The sequence below is a fragment of the Stenotrophomonas nitritireducens genome (assembly GCF_001431425.1).
In the GTDB taxonomy this organism is placed as follows: domain Bacteria; phylum Pseudomonadota; class Gammaproteobacteria; order Xanthomonadales; family Xanthomonadaceae; genus Stenotrophomonas; species Stenotrophomonas nitritireducens.
The window spans coordinates 108,669-125,942 of sequence record NZ_LDJG01000005.1; the positions used below are offsets into that span (position 1 = coordinate 108,669).

The following is a 17,274-nucleotide window of genomic DNA, read 5'->3' on the forward strand; positions in this document are numbered from 1 at the left end:
AAAGGGGTCAATCGTTGCTGTCGATGCGCTCGCGCAGACGTTGCTCCTGCGCGCGCAATTCAGGGGTGAAGGCGTCGCCGAAGTCCTCGGCCTCGAAGAACGGGCGGATCTCCACCTCCACCGGCGTACTACCGTCGGGATTGAAGGGCGCGCGCTTGAGCCACTCCACCGCCTCGTCCATGGAGCGCACCTGCCACAGCCAGAAGCCGGCGATGAGCTCCTTCGTCTCGGCGAACGGTCCGTCGATGACGCTGCGCCGCGCACCGTCGAACCGCACCCGCGCGCCGCGCCGGCTCGGATGCAGGCCCTCGCCGGCCAGCATGATGCCGGCCTCCACCAACCGCTCGTTGTAGGCGCCCATCGCCGCCAGTTCGGCCTGGGTGGGCATCACCCCGGCCTCGCTGGCGGCCGTCGCCTTCACGATCACCATCACTTTCATCGCCGTGCCTTGACGGTTGCGGACCGGATGATCCGCTTCACACCCGATACGACGAACCGGCGCCGACGGTATCGACAAGGCTGACGGTCTTTTTCATGAACGCGTTAATGATTGCCGCGCGACCGGTTCCCTGCGCGATCATGGCGGCTCACCCCGACCGGCGCCTGCCATGAAATTCCTGCTGCTGATCTACATCGACCCGGAACTGCTGCAGTCGCTGCCGCCGCAGGAATACGACGCGCAGATGCGCCGCTGCCTGCTCCACGCCGACGCCCTGCAGGCGCAGGGCACGCTGCAGATGGCGCAGAAGCTGCAGCCCCCGGCCACCGCCCGGACCCTGCGCACCCGCAACGGCGAGCCGCGCATCACCGACGGCCCCTTCGCCGAGACCCGCGAGGTCCTGGCCGGCTTCAACCTGATCGAAGCGGCCGACGTGGACGATGCCATGCGCATCGCCCGGCAGTTCCCCTGGGCGGCCTACGGCAGCATCGAGGTGCGCGAGGTGGAGGACCTGCAGATGGAGCGGATGCGGCTGGGCGCCTGATCGCGCGCCCAGCCGACCCGTTCAGCGCGCCACGATCCGCAGTTCGCGACGTTCGCCGGCCTCGTTGCCGCTGTAATCCTTCGCGGTGATCCGGATCACATGTTCCCCGGGCGGCAGTTCTTCCGCCTGCAGCGCGCCGCTCGCCAGCCGCCCATCGCGCACCGTGTTGGTGAGCACGTAGCGGAACCGCGTCACCGCGCTGCCGTGGACGGTGATGCCGCTGTCTTCGGCGTAGGCCACCTTCACCGCGTCGGCCTGCGGGGGCATGCGGTTGAACTCGATGTTCATCCGCGGCCGCTCGTAACCGGGCAGCGCCCGGCCCGCGGCATCGAGGATCTGGTAGCCCAGCGCGTACAGGCCGAGGCGGCGGCGCGGCAGGTTGCCGTCCACCTGGTCCCAGGCCTCGACCACCAGCTGCAGGCCGCCGGCGTCGCGCGGCACGACGAGGCGGCCGTCGCGCGTTTCGCGCAGCCGTTGGCCGTTGCCATCGAGCAGGGCGATGTCGTCGATCTTCGGCGCGACATGGTCTGCGTAGCCGGCAAAGCCCAGCCGCACCGCGTTGCGCTCATAGCCGGAAGGCCCCACTGCCAGATGCACGTGGGCCTGGGAATTGATGCTGCCCAGCGCGTCACCGGGCTGGAAGCGGGTGCCGCGGCGCACCCGCACCCGCTCAAGCTTGCCCGCGTCGTCATACAGCAGCTGCATGCGCGCCGGATCCAGCGCGCGATTGGCGGCATCGCGCCCCACCTTGATGTGGATGTAGTCGAGCTTGTCCAGCGACAGACCCTCGGCCTGCCCGCCCAGCGTCCAGGTCGAGGCCGGACTGCTGACCTTGCCGCCGGCAATCGCCAGCACGGTCTGGCCGACGTCGCCGCGCACGTCGAAGCCGCTGTGCAGGTGGTGGCGGCTCTCCCCGCGGAAATCGCCGCGGACCTCGCCCAGCGTGCCGGTCACCTCATGCCAGCCGGTCTGCGGGGCCAGCGGCCAGCGGCCCTGGTTGCGCGGCAGCGGATTGTCCGGCGACGGCCCCACGGGTGTCGCCAGCGGCGGTTCGCCCGGCTGCCGCGGTTGCAGGTGATGCAGGCGGTGGCCATCGGCATCGGCCAGCAACAGGCTGCCATCGGCTGCCAGCGCCAGTCCGGCCGGGCGCGCGAAACGCCGCGCGTCGTCACCGGCCACGGCGACCACATGGCCGTGTGGCGAGACCTGCACCACGCGCCCGCTCAGCCGCTCGCCCACATAGGCGACGCCGTCATGGGTCAATGCCAGGGCCATCGGCCCCCACAGCACGCGCTCGCCGTCGCCGCCGCCCAGCCGGGTGCTGACCGTTCCGGACGGCGTAATGGTGCGCAAGGCGTTGTTCTGCAGATCGGCAACCCACAGCGTGCCATCGGCCGCCAGCGCCAGGTCGGTCGGAGTATCGAAGCGCGCCTGGCTGCCTGCGCCATCGACCCAGCCCGGCTGCGCGCCGCCGGCCAGCGTCGTCACCTGCCCGTCGGGATCGATGACCCGGATCCGGTCGTTCCAGGTATCGGCGACGTAGATGCGGTCGTCGGCGCCAACCGCCACGCCCATCGGTCCGTTGAACTGCGCGAGCCGGCCGCTGCCGTCGGCAAAACCAGCGCGGCCGCTGCCGGCGATGGTGGTGACCTCGCCCTGCGGGGTGATCCTGCGGATGGCGTGGTTGCCGGTATCGGCCACGTAAAGATTGCCGTGCCGGTCCAGGGCGATGCCCGAGGGCGTGTTGAACGCGGCCGCGGCGCCGCGGCCATCGGCAAAGCCCTCGCCGCTGCCGGCCAGCAGATGGAAGTCGCCGTCCAGCCAGCGGTAAAGGATGCGGTTGTTGTCGCCTGCGTCGGCCACGTACAGCGTGCCGCCGGCATCCATCGCCACGCCCCAGGGATCGCTGAAGCGGCTCTGCGCCCCCGGGCCGACGACATCGCCCTCGACACCATCGCCGGCCAGCAGTTCGACCTGCGCGCGCCAGCCCAGCGGCGTCGCGGCCGGCACCGCCGCCTGCGGCGCACGCGGCGCCCACAGATAGCTGGCCGCCAATGCGCCGCCCGTCAGCACCGCCACGGCCATCACCCAATGCCTTCGTTCCATTTACATCCAACCCACTGCGGACCGGGCACGATAGACGCTCACGGCCGATGGCGGAACCGCCCGGGCCCTGCGCGCGGGAGCCCCGATGCATCTTTACCTGGACGAAAACCCGATCCGCCTGCAGCCCGCGCACGGTCCGGGCATCGGCCTGCCGCTGACCCTGGCGTCGCTGCTGGAGGACGGCCTGCGCCGCTTCCCGCCATCGGAGGCGGCGCTGGAACAGGCCATCGCCCGCACCGAGGACGCGCTGATGCCGCAGATTCCGGCGCTGCGCGCGCATCCGCATCTGCGGCTGGACTGCAGCGACGCCGTGCTGCAACCGCTGGCCGGACTGCTGGGCCTGCCGGAGCAGCCGGAGCAGCTGCTCGATATCGAACAGGTCGAGCGCGCATTCAACCAGGTGGCACAGGTGGCCGCGGGCCTGCCCGCCAGGGCGGCAGGACTACCGGAACATCCCGGTTTCGTCGCCGCGCTGCTGGTGCTGCGCGAACTGATGCACCACCTGGGATCAGGCCAGCTGCGCCTCCTGCAGCCGCCGCACCGCTGACCGCCCGGCAAGGGACGCTACAACGCCGGCAGCTCCGGTGCGCGGCCCATGGCCCGCCGATAGCGCTCGTACAGCGTCAGCACCTTGTCCACGTACTGGCGCGTTTCCGCATAGGGCGGCACCCCGCCATAGCGGGCGACCACGCCGATACCGGCGTTGTAGGCGGCAGCGGCCAGGCTGCGGTCGCCGTTGTAGCGGCGCAGCAGCGCCTTCATGTAGCGGGCGCCGCCATCGATCGACTGCGCCGCCGACAGCGGATCGGCCACGCCGTACTCGCTGGCGGTTTCCGGCATCAGCTGCATCACCCCCTGCGCGCCCTTGGCTGAAACCGCCGTTTCGTCAAACCCGCTTTCGGCATGGGCCACGGCCCGCAACCATGCGTCATCCACGCCCGTGGCCCTGGCGGCAGCGCGGAACTGGGGGGCGTGTCGGTTCAATTGCGGCTTGCCGACCTGGCCCAGCCCGGCGTGCGCCGGTTCTCCCGGCGGCGTGGCGACGGTGAAGCGCAGGTATGGCCGCGAACCAGGCAGGTTGCGGGTGGAATAGACCAGCGCGCCGTCCTGCTCACGCTCGTACAAGGTACCGCTGAACACCCCGAAGTCGCCCCATAGGTTGGGCGTCTGCACGGCGTTGTCGTCGATCACGATGGCTTCGCAGCGGGAGCCGGGCTCCGGCGCGGTGGCCATGCTCACCGTGCCTTTCTGCAGACAGCGGTATACCGTGCGGGCCTGCACCGGCGCCCACGGCAGATACAGCAGCAGGACCATCGCAACCGTACGCGGCATCGTCTTGCGCGCCTTCCATCGCAGAAGGCGATGCTGGACCCGGTTCTGCGAACCCGGGGTGATGGATCCTGGCGCCCTGCCACTTGAACCGAACCAACGCTTTCCCGGAACCCGCCATGGATCTCTCGCCCGCACCGCTGCTGACCTTCGTCAATCCACTGTTCCATCGCGGCCGCAATACCAGCGTTCGCCGTGGCAACCGCTGGCACGGCGTGGCCCAGGCGCGCCTGCAGTGTGCGGCCGGCCAGCCGCAGCCCACGGTGACGCTGGCCACCGAGTTGCGCCAGTTCAGCACCCTTACCGCCGCCGACCTGCGCGACGAGCACGATCCCGCCTGCCGGACGCCGGATGGGCTGCTGGACGTGCTGCAGCAGATCTACCCCGGCTTCCAGCCCGATGAGACGGTGACGCTGGTGCACTTCGTGCTGGACTGAACGGGATCGGCGCCGCGGATCGGCGCGGCGCCGTTGCGGCAGACTGCGTGGACGCTCAGCGCGCGGCGCTGGCTGCGCGCAGGTGCTTGCCGACCGCTTCGGAGAAGGCGCGCCCGTCGACCACGTCCGAGTTGATCGACCAGGTCATCACCCCGCGGAAATCCGGGTACGGCCGCGTCGGCGCGACCTGGTCGCACTGCGTGGCGGTGGTCAGGCAATCGAAGGCGCGGTTGATATCGGCCGGGATCGCATGGCCGTTGCCGGCCGCGCGCAGCCCCGACGGCAGCGCCAGCGCCACCTGGTCGGCGCGCAGGCCTTCGAAGCGGCCCTTGCCGCCGGCCAGCGCGAAGCCTTCGATCAGCATCCGGGCCGAGCCGACCATCATGTCCACGCTGCCGCCGGGATACTCCTCGGCGCGGTAGGGAGTCGGCAGCCCGCCGTTGTTGTAGAGCTGCACGTGCAGCAGATCCAGCTCATCGCGCAGGCCGTCGATCAGCGGCAGGTAGGCGCCCCAGATGCCCTCCATCGACACGAAGCCGCCCTGCACATACGGGTGCTCCGGCGCCATCGAGACGTACAGGTTGGAATACATGCGGTGCAGGCGCTTGACCGCCGAAACCAGGTGCGCAACCACCGGGGCGTCGTGGGTCACTCCGGCGATCTTCTCCAGGTCGATGTCGATGCCATCCAGGCCGAAGGCGTCGATGGCCTCGGCGGTGGTGGCGACGAAGTTGTCCTCCTCGCGACGGGTGTTCAAGGTCACCGTGCCCAGCTCGCCGCCGAACGACAGCGCCACGATCTTGCCCTGCGCGCGCTTGGCCGCGATATCGGCGATCAGCTGGGTGCGCTCCAGCGCCGGATCCGGATTGAACGCCACCTTGCCCTCGCCCATGTCGTCGGCGAAGGCCAGCACGATCACGTCCCAGCTGTCATCGACCTGGCCCACCGGCAACACCCCGGTGCCGTTGTCGAAATTGTGCAGATAGCCGATCAGCGCGTGCCTGGGCAGGGCGTGGCTGTTGCCCGGTGCGATACCCACCTGCGACTGGACAGGTTCGTTCTGCCTGGCCTGGCAACCGAACGTGGTGAGGAGAACAAGCGCGCACGACAACAGGCCGATCGGCTTCATCGCAATCCCATGCGGTGGAGGAAGCCCGATTCTAGACAGCCTCCAGGACAGAAAAACCTTCCGGAACATGAAGTTGGACAAGTTGTCCGGAAATGGCCCGGGCCAGTCCGGGCGCTGTCCCGTACGCGCCGGCGCCGGCTGTCGGCGGGCTGTCGCATGCCGCTACTGGCAGCGGCGACAAGGACAACGCACCGCCCCCGCCGGCAACGCGGAGCTCCCGGACCGGCCTTCGGCTGGCGCCGACGCTCAACCGCAGGTCTTCATGCGCCGCTCGGCATCCCACAGCGCGCGCCGCGCCAGGTCGTAGGCGCTGTCGGCCGCCGACGGCAGCGTGTGTTCGGCCTCGACCGGATCGGCACCGTGGCGGTAGCGGTATTCCAGCCGCTCGAGCGCATCGAGGTGCTGCAGCGCGGTGGCGGACCAGCGGCTGCGCAGCTCGCCGCTGCAACGCGGATAGCGCCGTTCCAGCTCGCCGATGGCGGCACGGAGGCGGCGGCTGGCCTCGCCATCGAGGCCGGGCAGCGGTTCATGGCGGATCGGCGCGGCCTTGTAGGCATCGCCGGTCGCCTCGCTGCCCAGGTCGGACGCGCTCTCGTGCAGGGACGGATTGAACGCGACATCGGGTGGGCGCCGCGCTTCGGCCGGCTGGATATCCTCGCCATAGAGCCATTTCTCCTTGCGCGACTGCCGGGTTCCGGCTGCCCGTTTCGAGAACAGCCCGGCGGTAGCGCGTTCGCCGACCCCCGTCGCCAGTTCGTCGCGGTGCTCGAATACCCGCTCGCCGGTTGCGCGCGTGCGGCCATCGCTGGCGATGTCCTGGGGCAGGGCGATCTCGCCGTGGCTGTCGTACAGGCGCTGCGACCAGTCCGCGGACGCTGCCGGTGCGATGGCGGACGGAGGCGTGGCGACGGTCGACGGGGGAGGCCGGAGCTCCGGCGATGACGGCGCGGTGTCGCGGGATGCGACCGGCGTTTCCCGCGTCACCGCCGTCGGCGGCGGCAGCTGCGCCTCATCGTGCTGGCGCGGCAGCCAGCGCACCTGCAGCCGCTGCGCGCGGCCATCGGTCTCCGCCTCGGGCACCTGCCAGAGCACGCGCGCGAACAGGCAGAGGACCGCCCCAGTCGCCAGAGCGGCGCCGATGCGGTGGGACAACGGTTCGCGACCACGTGAATCCTGCATGCCTTTCCATCGCCGGGTATCTCTGCACGGGCGCGCATGAAGCCGCCGTGGTGCAACCATGACAGCAACAGACCGGCCGCGGCGCAACGAGTTCCATGGCCGCTACCGCGCCCGCCGCCGCTTGGTCCGGGCGCGGGTTACGATGGCCGCCCTTTCCGTCACCGGCCCTTTCCGCAGGGCCGCTCCGCGCATGCCCCATTACTCCGGTCCCCTGCTCACCCGCCCGCTGCTGAAGGCCATGCTCGACGCGCGCCGCAGCGGCAGGCCGACATGGGCCGGTTCGTTCGACCTGGGGCGCGGCAGCGACGAGGTCCGGCTGGAGGCAGATCACTGGCGGTGGCGTGGCAGCGACTACCCCTGGCCCGAACGGCTGAAGGACCGCACCGTCTACTACTGGGACGGCGAGGATTTCGCCCCCGCCTCGCGGTTCGGCAGCGGCCTGTACAAGCTGGTGCCGACCGGGTGGGGCGTGCCGACCTTCGAGATCGACGGCATCAAGATGCTGGTCAGCGCGCAGCTGTCGCCGATGGATGACGCGCGCCGCAAGGTCGCCTTGATCGCGCCGCGCGGCAAGCAGGTGCTCGATACCTGCGGCGGCATGGGCTATTTCGCCGCCTGCTGCCTGGAAGCCGGCGTGGCGGCCGTGCGTTCGTTCGAAAAGAGCCCGGAGGTGCTGTGGCTGCGTACGCTCAATCCCTGGTCGCCGGACCCGGAGTCCGACGCCGCGGGTGGGCGCCTGACGCTCGCGCACGGCGACGTCTCATTGGCCATCGCGGACATCGCGGATGCCTCGGTCGATGCCGTGCTGCATGACCCGCCGCGCTTCGGCATCGCCGGCGAACTGTATTCGCAGGCGTTCTACGACCATCTGGCGCGCGTGCTGCGCCGGGGCGGCCAGTTGTTCCACTACACCGGCACGCCCAACAAGCTTACCAGCGGCCGCGATGTTCCCCGCGAGGTCGCCACGCGCCTGACGAAGGCAGGCTTCCGCGCGCGCCCGGAACTGGACGGGGTGTTCGCCGTCCGCACCTGAGCGGCGCGCTACGCATCGCGCCCTTCCCGCCGCTCCAGGTTCTCGCGCTGGAACACCACCCGCTGCGGACGATGCAGGGCGAAACCCTGCGCGCTGTCCACGCCCAGCTCGCGCAGCAGATCCAGGGTGCCCAGGTCGTCCACCCACTCGGCTACGACCTTGGCCCCGCGCTGGTGGCCGATGCGGGTGACGGCATCGACGATGGTCCGGCTCATCGGGTCGCGGCCGAGGTCGCGCACGAAACTGCCGTCGATCTTGATGACGTCCACCGGCAGGTTCTTCAGATAACCGAACGAGGCCATGCCGGCGCCGAAATCGTCCAGCGCGATGCGGCAGCCGGCCGCGCGCAGCCGCTCGATCACCCGCACCACGCGCAGCAGATCGCGCACCGCCACGGTCTCGGTGATTTCCAGGCACAGGCGTTGCGGCGGCACGCCGTTGCGGGCGATGGCATCGAGGATGAAATCGGCCAGCCCTTCGTCCTCCAGGCTGGCGCCGGAGAGGTTGATGGCGCAGTTCTGCAGGCGGTTGCCGCAGGGATGCAGGTTGGCGAAATTGGCCAGGGCGGTCCGGATCACCCAGCGGTCCACGGCCGGCATCAGGCCATATCGCTCGGCCGCCACCATGAATACGCCCGGCGCGATCACGCTGCCATCTTCGCCGCGCATGCGCAGCAGCAGCTCCACGCGCGTGACCGGGTTGGCGCCGGCCGACAGCGGCACGATCTCCTGGTAGTCCAGCAGCAGGCGGTCCTGCTCCATCGCCCGGCGCAGCCGGCTGGCCCATTCCATCTCGCCCATGCGGCGGGTGGCGTCGGCATCGTCGCGGTACACGCATACGCGATTGCGGCCGTCTTCCTTGGCCTGGTAGCAGGCGCTGTCCGCCCAGGCCAGCAGGTCCTTCAGGGTGCATCCGGGACGATCGACCAGCACCAGGCCGATGCTGGCGCTCACCGTGTAGCTGCGTCCGAGCCAGCAGAACGTCGAACGCTCGATGCAGGCGCGCACCTGCTCGGCCAGCTGGTCGGCCTGCGCCTTGTCCACGCCGGACGCCAGCAGGCCGAATTCATCGCCGCCCAGGCGCGCCAGCAGGTCGCCGTCGCGGATGTGGCGGCGCATCGCCTGCGACAGCTGCACCAGCAGCTGGTCGCCCGCGGTATGCCCGGACAGGTCGTTGATCAGCTTGAACTGGTCCAGGTCGATGTACATCAGCGCGAACGATGCGGCGCCGGCATCGCCGCGGTCGAGCAGCGCCTGGCGCAGGCAGCGCTCGAACTCGCGGCGGTTGCACAGCCCGGTGAGTTCGTCGTGCGTGGCCTGGTAACGCAGGCGCTCGGTCATCTCGCGCTGCGCGCTGGTATCGCCGGCCACCATGAGCAGGTGGGGCACATGGTCCATGTCCAGCATGGCCAGCGAGCCGTTCACCCAGAGCGCCGCATCGGCGCCGCGCACCACGAATGCTTCCTGGCTGTTCCAGTTTCCTTCCACGAGGGTAGCAGCGACCGCCGCCCGGCCCTGCGCGGCATCGGCGAACAGGCCCTCCAGCGGCTCGCCGGCCACATTGCCCAGTTGTGTCCTCGCCGCGCGGTTGGCGTAGCGGATGCGTCCGTCACGGGCGTCGGCCACCAGCACCAGTGCCGGCAGCATCTCGTTCAGGGCCTGGAAGCGCGCTTCGCTTTCGCCGAAGCGGGCGCTCATCCGCCGCGCGAGTTCGACCGCGCGGCGGTGCAGGGTCGCCTGCGACCACAGGAACAGGGCCAGCAGCACGCTGATCGAACTGCCGCCGATGACGATCAGCCGCAGCTGCCCCCACGCTCCCATCGGCGCGCGCGGCCACAGGCGCAGCTCCCACGTACGCCCGCCGAACTCCATGCGCCGCACCTGCAGCGACGCGGCATCGGCCGGCAACGGCGCGCTGGCGAACACCCGCGCATGCGCGGGCAGGGCCCCCAGGTCGCGGATCTCCACGTCCATGTGGTCCAGGATCCGGCCGTACAGGGCCTGGCGGACCATCGGTTCCAGGCGCACGCTCACCGCCAGCGCGCCCAGTTCGCGCGCGCGGCGTTCGTCCACGGTGGCCGGCATGGCGCCCGGCGTATACGCGGGCAGGCGCACGGTGATGCCCATGTCGCCCGTTCCCTGCCGGTCGCGGAACTGCAGCAGCTGGAACGGCGCGGACAGGGCCGGCGCATCGGCATCGCGCGCGCGCCGCAGCGCTTCCATGTTTTCCGGCTGCCGGGCGATGTCGAACCCCACCAGCACTTCGTTCCCTTCCAGGGGCGCCACGTACTGGTAACGGTAGGTGGCGCCGCCATCGTTGCCGGCGTCCCCGTGCCGCTGCGCGAAGGCAATCAGCACATAACCATGGATCCATTCCTGCGAACGCAGGTTGCGCTGGTAGCTGTCGAACGTGCCCTGGTCCAGTTGCGGGGTGCCGGCCAGCAGCACGGTCTGCATCGCCCGCAATCCCAGCGCGGCGCCAGCCAGCGGTTCGCGCAGGCGCGCGGGCGCCGCATCGGCCAGCGAGCGCTGCAGGGACTGCACCCGGCCGCGCTCGCCCTTCCACTCGCCGAGCGCCAGCCAGGCAGTCAGCGCCAGGCCTGCCACCAGTACCAGCAGGCCCCATAGTGGCGTGGTGGACATATGCCGCGGCGCATCGCCGCCGCCACGCTCCACGGAAGCGTCATGCATGCGCATATCCCCGCGGAATGATCATGGCAGCCCATCGGCCCGCCGTTGCCGCCGCAATCCCGTGAACCGTCATCGTCCCGCTGTCGTCCATACGGCCCCTGCCAGATACCCGAACTCCAGTACGCCGGCGGCAGGAAGCGGCCCCGGCAACGCGCACTACGAACGGACTTCCCCATCCACTCCACCACCCGGCGCAGAAGCGGTCGATGGGGCGCGATGGAACGCCACGATTCTACTCACCACGCCGATCCTGCGGCCTGCCCCCGTCGGCCGCCCCGCACTGCCGCACCGGCCAGTACGACAACCATCGCGCCGCCCCGCCTGAGGCGAACGTACGGCCCCTGAAGGGCGTGCAGGCATTCACCTTCATGTACCGCAGGTCGCGGCCTACAGGCGCATTCCCTTCTCTTAACCTGGGCCTGTGTATACCTCGACACTCGGCCAGGCGGCACTGCAAACCGCGCCGATGTACAGCCAGCTGCCGGGCCACGCGCCCGGCGCCGGCTTCGGCGATCAGGAACCCCTCCAATCTGGCGGGACGCACCCGGAGCCCTCTGCAGGACGGATGCGCGTCGAGACGGAGCCGATGCCCGCCGCCCTTCGCACGGAAGCCGGGACCGCCTGCATGCGCCTTCGAAGCGGACGCGATGCGGCGCTGTGCCGGCGGCCTGCCCGCTGCCGCCTGCCATCGCCATGTCGAATGGAAGACAAGCAGCGTTGCCAACCACAACCAGGGGACCCATCGTCAAGGAGAGCTGCCTTGAAAGAAGTGAACATGTTCCTGCAGGGACCGGGATTGGAACGGCGCGCCGTCACCCTGCTGGCAACTGAACAAGTCCCGCTGGAAACACTCGTATACCAGGCAGTCAACGCCCGCCGGGACGTCCTCGTCGACCTGCACATACTGGTGGACGAACAGGGCAATCTCGCGCGCCAGATCGACCATGAAGGCCTTCGCTACCGCTTCAACGGATCGAATGCATCCTGGGCGCTGGTCGTCAGTTGAGACCGGTGGCGAACGACAGCCGGCCTCACCAGGCACGCCTGCTCCCAGACCATTGATTGCAGCGGCGCGGGCGACGGCACGTGGTTCGCCGCGACTCCCGTACCGCGCCAGGGCGCTGGCCGTCCCGCCCTCCACGCCTGCAGGGCAGTGAAGTGGAGGCCAACGAACACAGCGGCGACGCTGTGGGCACCGAGTAGGCGGGAAGGCGAAAAGGCCGGGGAAGAAGAGGGCGGCAACGACGCAAACCCTTGATCCGCGTGGTGGGCCCACCAGGATTCGAACCTGGAACCAAAGGATTATGAGTCCTCTGCTCTAACCGTTGAGCTATAGGCCCGCTGCCGGTGCGCAAGTGTAGTGGAGGCCGGCGCACGCGGCCACCGGCCCGCTTCCGCGCACCCGCCTCAATGCGTGGACTGCGAGTACGGCCTGGCGTCCGGGTGCGTGCCCCATTCGCGGTTCGGCCCGGCCTGCATGGTGAAGCGCAGCTCGCCGCCAGCCGTGATCTCCTCGTGGCGCAGGAAGGCGCGGTGCAGCGGCTTGCCGTCGAGGGTGGCGCTGCCGATGTAGGGATGGGCGTCGTCCAGGCCGTCGGCGACGATGGTGAAGCGCTTGCCGTTGGGCAGGTTCAAGGTGGCACGCGGCAGGAACGGGCGGCCGATGATGTACTCGTTGCTGCCCGGCGTGACCGGATAGAAGCCCAGCGCGGTGAACACGTACCACGCCGACATCTGGCCCAGGTCGTCGTTGCCGGCCAGTCCATCCGGGCGCGGGGCGTACTGGGTGTCCATGATCCGCTTGAGCCGTGCCTGGGTGCGCCATGGCTGGCCGGCGTAGGCGTAGAGATAGGCGACGTGGTGGCTGGGCTCGTTGCCATGCGCGTACCAGCCGATCAGGCCGGTGATGTCTTCCATGTGTTCGAACACCGCCGGATCCACCTTGGCGTCGAACACTTCGTCGAGTCGTTGCAGCAGCTTGTCCGCACCGCCGTGCGCGGCGGCCAGCCCGGCCACGTCCTGCGGCACGTACCACGAGTACTGCCAGGCATTGCCTTCGGTGTAGTCGCTGCCGTAGCCACTGGCAGCGGGATCGAACGGTTCGCGGAAGCTGCCGTCGCGCCTGCGCGCGCGCATGAAGCCGGTGGCAGGATCGAAGGCGTGCTTCCAGTTGCCGGCGCGCCTGGCGAATTCCGCGGCGACGTCCCCGCGTCCCATCGCCTTGGCCATGCGCGCGATGCTCCAGTCGTCGTAGGCGTATTCCAGCGTCTTGCTCGCCGCCTCGCCTTCCTCGTCGATCGGCACCCAGCCCAGTTCGCGGTACTGGGCGATGCCGTCATAGGGACCATAGTCGGCGCTGGCGACCATCGCCTGCAGCGCCTCGTCCGCATCGAAGCCGCCGATACCCTTCATGTAGGCGTCGGCGATCACCGGTACGCCGTGGTAACCGATCATGCACCACGTCTCCAGGCCGTGGAACGACCACACCGGCAGGATGCCGTAGGGGCTTTCGCGACGCGCGGCCAGCAGCGAATTGACCATGTCGCTGCTGCGCTGCGGCGGCTGCAGCAGGGTCATCAGCGGATGCAGCGCGCGGTAGGTGTCCCACAGCGAGAAGGTCGAATAGTTGGTCCAGCCCTGCGCCTGGTGCACGGCGTTGTCCGGGCCGCGGTAGCGGCCATCGCTGTCCATGAACAGCGTCGGGCCGAGCATGCTGTGGTACAGCGCGGTGTAGAAGCCGGTGCGCTGCGCCGGCGATGCGTCCACGTCCACCGCCGCCAGGGCCTGCGCCCACTGCGCGCTAGCGGCGGCACGCATGCCGTCGAAATCCCAGCCGGGCGCTTCGGCATCGAGGTTGGCGATGGCGTTGTCCTCGCTGACCGGCGAGATCGCCACCTTCACCAGCAGGGGTTCGCGCCCGCCCTCGCCGAAATCGAAGCTGCCGACCAGCTGCCGGCCTTCGATCTGCGCACGTGCGCCCGGGTCCTTTTCTGCCGGCGGCGGAAAGCCGCGGTAGGCGACGTCGGTCTCGGTGTCGTGGAAGGCATGCCCGGTGACCGGCCGCGAGAAGCGCATGGCGAAATACAGCTGGCGGCCGGGCGCCCAGCCACGGGTTTCGCGGAAGCCGGTCACGGTGCCGTCCGCGCGCAGCCTCAGGCGCGACCACAGGATCTTGCCCGGGTAGTCGTACATGCTGGTGCGCAGATCGACCAGCACGTGCGCCGGTTGGTTCGCGGGAAAGGCGTAGCGGTGCATGCCGACGCGTGCGCTGGCGGTCAGTTCGGCGCGAACGCCGTAGTCGTCCAGGGTGACGGCGTAATAGCCCGGCTCTGCGCGCTCGCTGCGGTGATCGAAGCGCGAGGTATAGCCGCTGCGCGGCTTGCCGGCATCGCCGCGCTCGTACTTCACCTCACCGGCGATCGGCATCAGCAGGACGTCGCCGAGATCGGAATGGCCAGTGCCGGAGAAGTGCGTGTGCGAGAAGCCGACGATGGTGCTGTCGTCGTGGCGGTAGCCGGCCGCCCAGCCATAACCTTCCTTGCGCGACCTGATCTGCGTGTCGGGGCTGAGCTGGATCATGCCGTGCGGCACCGTCGCACCCGGATAGGTGTGGCCCTCGCCGCCGGTGCCGATGAACGGATCGACCGCCGCTACAGCGCGTTCGCCGACGTTCTCCCCCGCCATCGCCGTGCCCGCCAGCAGCACCAGCGCCATCATCCACTTCGCCTGTCCGACCGCCATCGCCCGCCCCCTTGGACCGATCCAATGCAGGCGTCGAAAATACCACCGCCACCGCCGCAGGGGATGGCGCGACACCGCAAAACGAAAAGGCCCCGCGATGCGGGGCCTTTTCCTCCATGCCGCGATGGCGCTGCGGAACGGTCAGTCGATGTCCAGGAAGCTGCGCAGCTGTTCCGAACGGCTTGGGTGGCGCAGCTTGCGCAGCGCCTTGGCCTCGATCTGGCGGATGCGCTCGCGGGTGACGTCGAACTGCTTGCCGACCTCTTCCAGGGTGTGGTCGGTGTTCATGTCGATGCCGAAGCGCATGCGCAGCACCTTGGCTTCCCTCGGGGTGAGGCCGGCCAGCACGTCGCGCACGGTTTCGGACAGGTTGATGTTGGTGGTGTTGTCGATCGGGGACTCCACGTTGGTGTCCTCGATGAAGTCGCCCAGATGCGAATCCTCGTCGTCGCCGATCGGGGTTTCCATCGAGATCGGCTCCTTGGCGATCTTCATCACCTTGCGGATCTTGTCTTCCGGCATGTCCATTTCCTTGGCCAGCTCCTCCGGCGTGGCCTCGCGGCCGTACTGCTGGAGCATCTGGCGGGAAATGCGGTTGAGCTTGTTGATCGTCTCGATCATGTGCACCGGAATACGGATGGTGCGTGCCTGGTCGGCGATCGAGCGGGTGATCGCCTGGCGGATCCACCAGGTGGCGTAGGTCGAGAACTTGTAACCGCGGCGGTATTCGAACTTGTCCACGGCCTTCATCAGGCCGATGTTGCCTTCCTGGATCAGGTCCAGGAACTGCAGGCCGCGGTTGGTGTACTTCTTGGCGATGGAGATCACCAGGCGCAGGTTGGCCTCGACCATTTCCTTCTTGGCCTTGCGCGCCTTGGCTTCGCCGTAGGCCATGACGCGGCTGATTTCCTTCAGCTCGTCCAGGCTCAGGTGCGAATCCTTCTCCACGTCGAGCGTGGCCTGCTGCTCGGCGACGATCTGGTCCTTGACGTCGCGCAGCGCCGACGACCACTTCTGCTTGCGCTTGATCGCGTCCTCGACCCATTCCAGGTTGGTCTGGTTGCCTTCCCAGGAACGGATGAAGTCCTTGCGCGGCATGCGCGCGGTGACCGTGGCCAGGTGCAGCACGCGGCGCTCCTGGGCCTTGATCCGGCCCATGGTGTCGCGCAGCAGGCGGACCAGCACGTCGGTCAGCGGCAGCGGCAGCTTCAGCGTCACGAAGGTCGCCGACAGCTCCTCGCGCAGCCTGGTCTGGGTCTTGGTATCGCCCTTGGCGTGGGCCTTCTTGAACTTGGCCATGTCGCTGGCCAGCTGTTCCATGCGGTTGGCGACTTCGACCGGATCCGGGCCGGTCGGGCCGGTATCCTCGTCGCCGCTGACATCGTCCTCGTCCTCGTCGGCCTCGGCATCGCTGTCGTCGCGGGAATCGTCGCTGTCGGCGGCAGCCGCGGGCGCCGGCGCTTCTTCGACCAGGTCGTTGAAGCCGACGATGATCTCGGCCAGGCGCTTCTTGCCTTCCTTGTGCAGCTCGTAATCGGCCAGCACGGATTCGACCGCCGGCGGGAAGGTGCCCAGCGCGGCCTGCACCTGGCTCAGGCCTTCCTCGATGCGCTTGGCGATGGCGATCTCGCCTTCGCGGGTCAGCAGCTCGACCGTGCCCATCTCGCGCATGTACATGCGCACCGGGTCGGTGGTGCGGCCACCTTCGGTGTCGAGCGCGGTAAGTGCGGCGGCGGCTTCCTCGGCGGCGGTATCATCCACCTCGCGGTTGCCGGTGTTGCCATCGCTCAGGATCAGCGTGTCGGCATCGGGCGCCACCTCATGGACATCGATGCCCATGCCGGTGATCAGGCCGATGATGTCCTCGATCTGCTCCGGGTCGACCATGTCGTCGGGCAGGTGGTCGTTGACTTCGGCGTAGGTCAGGTAGCCCTGTTCCAGGCCCTTGCTGATCAGTTGTTTGATATCGGATTGCTGGGCAGGACGTTCGTTGGCCATGTAGTGCTCGCGCCACCGGCAGGGAAAGATAGAGAACCTACTATTATACCAGCGCAGCATAACGCTTGCCGGGCGGTGGTTTCACGGCGCGTCAGGGTCTGAGCAGGAAGGTCACCGGTCCATCGTTGACCAGGCTGACGACCATATGGGCCCCGAAGCGGCCGGTTTCCACCCCTCCAGCCCGTTTTTCGCGGCAGATCGCCACCAATCGGTTGAATAGCCGTTCAGCCTCGGCGGGTGCCGCCGCGCTGCTGAAGCTGGGACGCATGCCGGACCGGGTATCGGCGGCCAGGGTGAACTGGCTGACCAGCAGAAGGCCGCCACCGGTATCGCTCAATGAACGATTCATCTTGCCGGCATCGTCGGCGAAAACACGATACCCGAGCAGGCGCTCGGCCATCCGCGCCAGCGCCGCCTCATCGTCGCCAGGCTCGACGCCGACCAGCGCCAGCAACCCGGGACCGATCTGCCCGACCACCTCCCCATCCACCGTGACCGATGCCTGGGCGACGCGCTGGATCAGGGAAAGCATGGGTACTCCTTGGACGTTGGAAGGCCGCACCATATACCGCGCCGCGCCCGGACGGACCTGCACGGGTAAGGGATCGGCCCCACGGATCGCGGCGCCGCCAAGCCTGTTGCCGCGGCG

Annotated in this window: 14 protein-coding genes and 1 tRNA gene; 5 read left to right on the plus strand and 10 right to left on the minus strand. The window is 69.0% G+C overall.

Going from position 1 to position 17,274, the window contains the following annotated elements; translation table 11 throughout:
* Positions 1 to 7: 7 nt before the first annotated feature.
* Positions 8 to 439 (minus strand): YciI family protein, encoded by a 432-nt coding sequence (locus tag ABB22_RS04285; protein ID WP_055770646.1) that lies wholly within the window; start codon positions 437 to 439, stop codon positions 8 to 10.
* Positions 440 to 608: 169 nt separating this feature from the next.
* On the opposite strand from ABB22_RS04285, the gene ABB22_RS04290 reads away from it, so the two are divergent.
* Positions 609 to 983: a YciI family protein gene (locus tag ABB22_RS04290; RefSeq protein WP_055770649.1), complete on the plus strand. Its 375-nt coding sequence runs from the start codon at positions 609 to 611 to the stop codon at positions 981 to 983.
* A 21-nt stretch (positions 984 to 1,004) separates the two neighbouring features.
* On the opposite strand, the gene ABB22_RS04295 is transcribed toward ABB22_RS04290, so the two are convergent.
* Positions 1,005 to 3,089, minus strand: coding sequence for an NHL repeat-containing protein (locus tag ABB22_RS04295; protein ID WP_055770652.1), 2,085 nt, complete (start codon positions 3,087 to 3,089; stop codon positions 1,005 to 1,007).
* 85 nt (positions 3,090 to 3,174) lie between these two features.
* Here ABB22_RS04295 and ABB22_RS04300 point away from each other — a divergent pair, with 85 nt between their 5' ends.
* Positions 3,175 to 3,636: a hypothetical protein gene (locus ABB22_RS04300; RefSeq protein ID WP_055770654.1), complete on the plus strand. Its 462-nt coding sequence runs from the start codon at positions 3,175 to 3,177 to the stop codon at positions 3,634 to 3,636.
* Positions 3,637 to 3,653: 17 nt separating this feature from the next.
* Here the strand turns inward: ABB22_RS04300 and ABB22_RS04305 are convergent, their stop codons facing one another.
* Complete coding sequence (locus ABB22_RS04305) at positions 3,654 to 4,421, minus strand: lytic transglycosylase domain-containing protein (RefSeq protein WP_055770656.1); 768 nt, start codon at positions 4,419 to 4,421, stop codon at positions 3,654 to 3,656.
* A gap of 116 nt (positions 4,422 to 4,537) precedes the next feature.
* Here ABB22_RS04305 and ABB22_RS04310 point away from each other — a divergent pair, with 116 nt between their 5' ends.
* Positions 4,538 to 4,855 carry an ASCH domain-containing protein gene (locus ABB22_RS04310; protein ID WP_055770659.1) on the plus strand — a complete coding sequence of 106 codons (318 nt, stop codon included), beginning with the start codon at positions 4,538 to 4,540 and terminating at the stop codon, positions 4,853 to 4,855.
* Between the two features lie 55 nt (positions 4,856 to 4,910).
* Here the strand turns inward: ABB22_RS04310 and ABB22_RS04315 are convergent, their stop codons facing one another.
* A complete protein-coding gene (locus ABB22_RS04315) occupies positions 4,911 to 5,984 on the minus strand; it encodes a chitinase (RefSeq protein ID WP_055770662.1) in 1,074 nt (357 codons plus the stop codon).
* Positions 5,985 to 6,230: 246 nt separating this feature from the next.
* A complete protein-coding gene (locus ABB22_RS04320; protein WP_152984030.1) occupies positions 6,231 to 7,163 on the minus strand; it encodes a hypothetical protein in 933 nt (310 codons plus the stop codon).
* Between the two features lie 190 nt (positions 7,164 to 7,353).
* Here ABB22_RS04320 and ABB22_RS04325 point away from each other — a divergent pair, with 190 nt between their 5' ends.
* Positions 7,354 to 8,196: a class I SAM-dependent methyltransferase gene (locus tag ABB22_RS04325; protein WP_055770668.1), complete on the plus strand. Its 843-nt coding sequence runs from the start codon at positions 7,354 to 7,356 to the stop codon at positions 8,194 to 8,196.
* Positions 8,197 to 8,204: 8 nt separating this feature from the next.
* On the opposite strand, the gene ABB22_RS04330 is transcribed toward ABB22_RS04325, so the two are convergent.
* Positions 8,205 to 10,886, minus strand: a complete 2,682-nt coding sequence (locus tag ABB22_RS04330; protein ID WP_235504326.1) for a bifunctional diguanylate cyclase/phosphodiesterase — start codon at positions 10,884 to 10,886, stop codon at positions 8,205 to 8,207.
* 760 nt (positions 10,887 to 11,646) lie between these two features.
* On the opposite strand from ABB22_RS04330, the gene ABB22_RS18065 reads away from it, so the two are divergent.
* Positions 11,647 to 11,892 carry a hypothetical protein gene (locus ABB22_RS18065; protein ID WP_152984031.1) on the plus strand — a complete coding sequence of 82 codons (246 nt, stop codon included), beginning with the start codon at positions 11,647 to 11,649 and terminating at the stop codon, positions 11,890 to 11,892.
* Between the two features lie 258 nt (positions 11,893 to 12,150).
* On the opposite strand, the gene ABB22_RS04340 is transcribed toward ABB22_RS18065, so the two are convergent.
* The 4 genes from ABB22_RS04340 to dtd all read right to left on the minus strand — a co-directional run bounded on the left by ABB22_RS04340 (position 12,151) and on the right by dtd (position 17,157).
* A tRNA-Ile gene (locus ABB22_RS04340) sits at positions 12,151 to 12,226 on the minus strand.
* A gap of 67 nt (positions 12,227 to 12,293) precedes the next feature.
* On the minus strand, positions 12,294 to 14,603 hold the full coding sequence (locus tag ABB22_RS04345; RefSeq protein WP_425477782.1) for a GH92 family glycosyl hydrolase: 2,310 nt from the start codon (positions 14,601 to 14,603) through the stop codon (positions 12,294 to 12,296).
* A 165-nt stretch (positions 14,604 to 14,768) separates the two neighbouring features.
* A complete protein-coding gene (rpoD, locus tag ABB22_RS04350) occupies positions 14,769 to 16,625 on the minus strand; it encodes an RNA polymerase sigma factor RpoD (protein ID WP_055770681.1) in 1,857 nt (618 codons plus the stop codon).
* A gap of 91 nt (positions 16,626 to 16,716) precedes the next feature.
* On the minus strand, positions 16,717 to 17,157 hold the full coding sequence (gene dtd / locus ABB22_RS04355; RefSeq protein WP_055770684.1) for a D-aminoacyl-tRNA deacylase: 441 nt from the start codon (positions 17,155 to 17,157) through the stop codon (positions 16,717 to 16,719).
* Between the last annotated feature and the right edge of the window lie 117 nt (positions 17,158 to 17,274).

Excerpts from the sequence above, each read along its gene's own strand:
- ABB22_RS04345 (WP_425477782.1), bottom strand. The coding sequence starts at position 14,603 with ATGATGGCGCTGGTGCTGCTGGCGGGCACGGCGATGGCGGGGGAGAAC.
- dtd (WP_055770684.1), bottom strand. The coding sequence starts at position 17,157 with ATGCTTTCCCTGATCCAGCGCGTCGCCCAGGCATCGGTCACGGTGGAT.
- ABB22_RS04320 (WP_152984030.1), bottom strand. The coding sequence starts at position 7,163 with ATGCAGGATTCACGTGGTCGCGAACCGTTGTCCCACCGCATCGGCGCC.
- ABB22_RS04295 (WP_055770652.1), bottom strand. The coding sequence starts at position 3,089 with ATGGAACGAAGGCATTGGGTGATGGCCGTGGCGGTGCTGACGGGCGGC.
- ABB22_RS04300 (WP_055770654.1), top strand. The coding sequence starts at position 3,175 with ATGCATCTTTACCTGGACGAAAACCCGATCCGCCTGCAGCCCGCGCAC.
- ABB22_RS04310 (WP_055770659.1), top strand. The coding sequence starts at position 4,538 with ATGGATCTCTCGCCCGCACCGCTGCTGACCTTCGTCAATCCACTGTTC.
- ABB22_RS04285 (WP_055770646.1), bottom strand. The coding sequence starts at position 439 with ATGAAAGTGATGGTGATCGTGAAGGCGACGGCCGCCAGCGAGGCCGGG.
- ABB22_RS04315 (WP_055770662.1), bottom strand. The coding sequence starts at position 5,984 with ATGAAGCCGATCGGCCTGTTGTCGTGCGCGCTTGTTCTCCTCACCACG.
- rpoD (WP_055770681.1), bottom strand. The coding sequence starts at position 16,625 with ATGGCCAACGAACGTCCTGCCCAGCAATCCGATATCAAACAACTGATC.
- ABB22_RS04325 (WP_055770668.1), top strand. The coding sequence starts at position 7,354 with ATGCCCCATTACTCCGGTCCCCTGCTCACCCGCCCGCTGCTGAAGGCC.
- ABB22_RS04290 (WP_055770649.1), top strand. The coding sequence starts at position 609 with ATGAAATTCCTGCTGCTGATCTACATCGACCCGGAACTGCTGCAGTCG.
- ABB22_RS04305 (WP_055770656.1), bottom strand. The coding sequence starts at position 4,421 with ATGCCGCGTACGGTTGCGATGGTCCTGCTGCTGTATCTGCCGTGGGCG.
- ABB22_RS04330 (WP_235504326.1), bottom strand. The coding sequence starts at position 10,886 with ATGCATGACGCTTCCGTGGAGCGTGGCGGCGGCGATGCGCCGCGGCAT.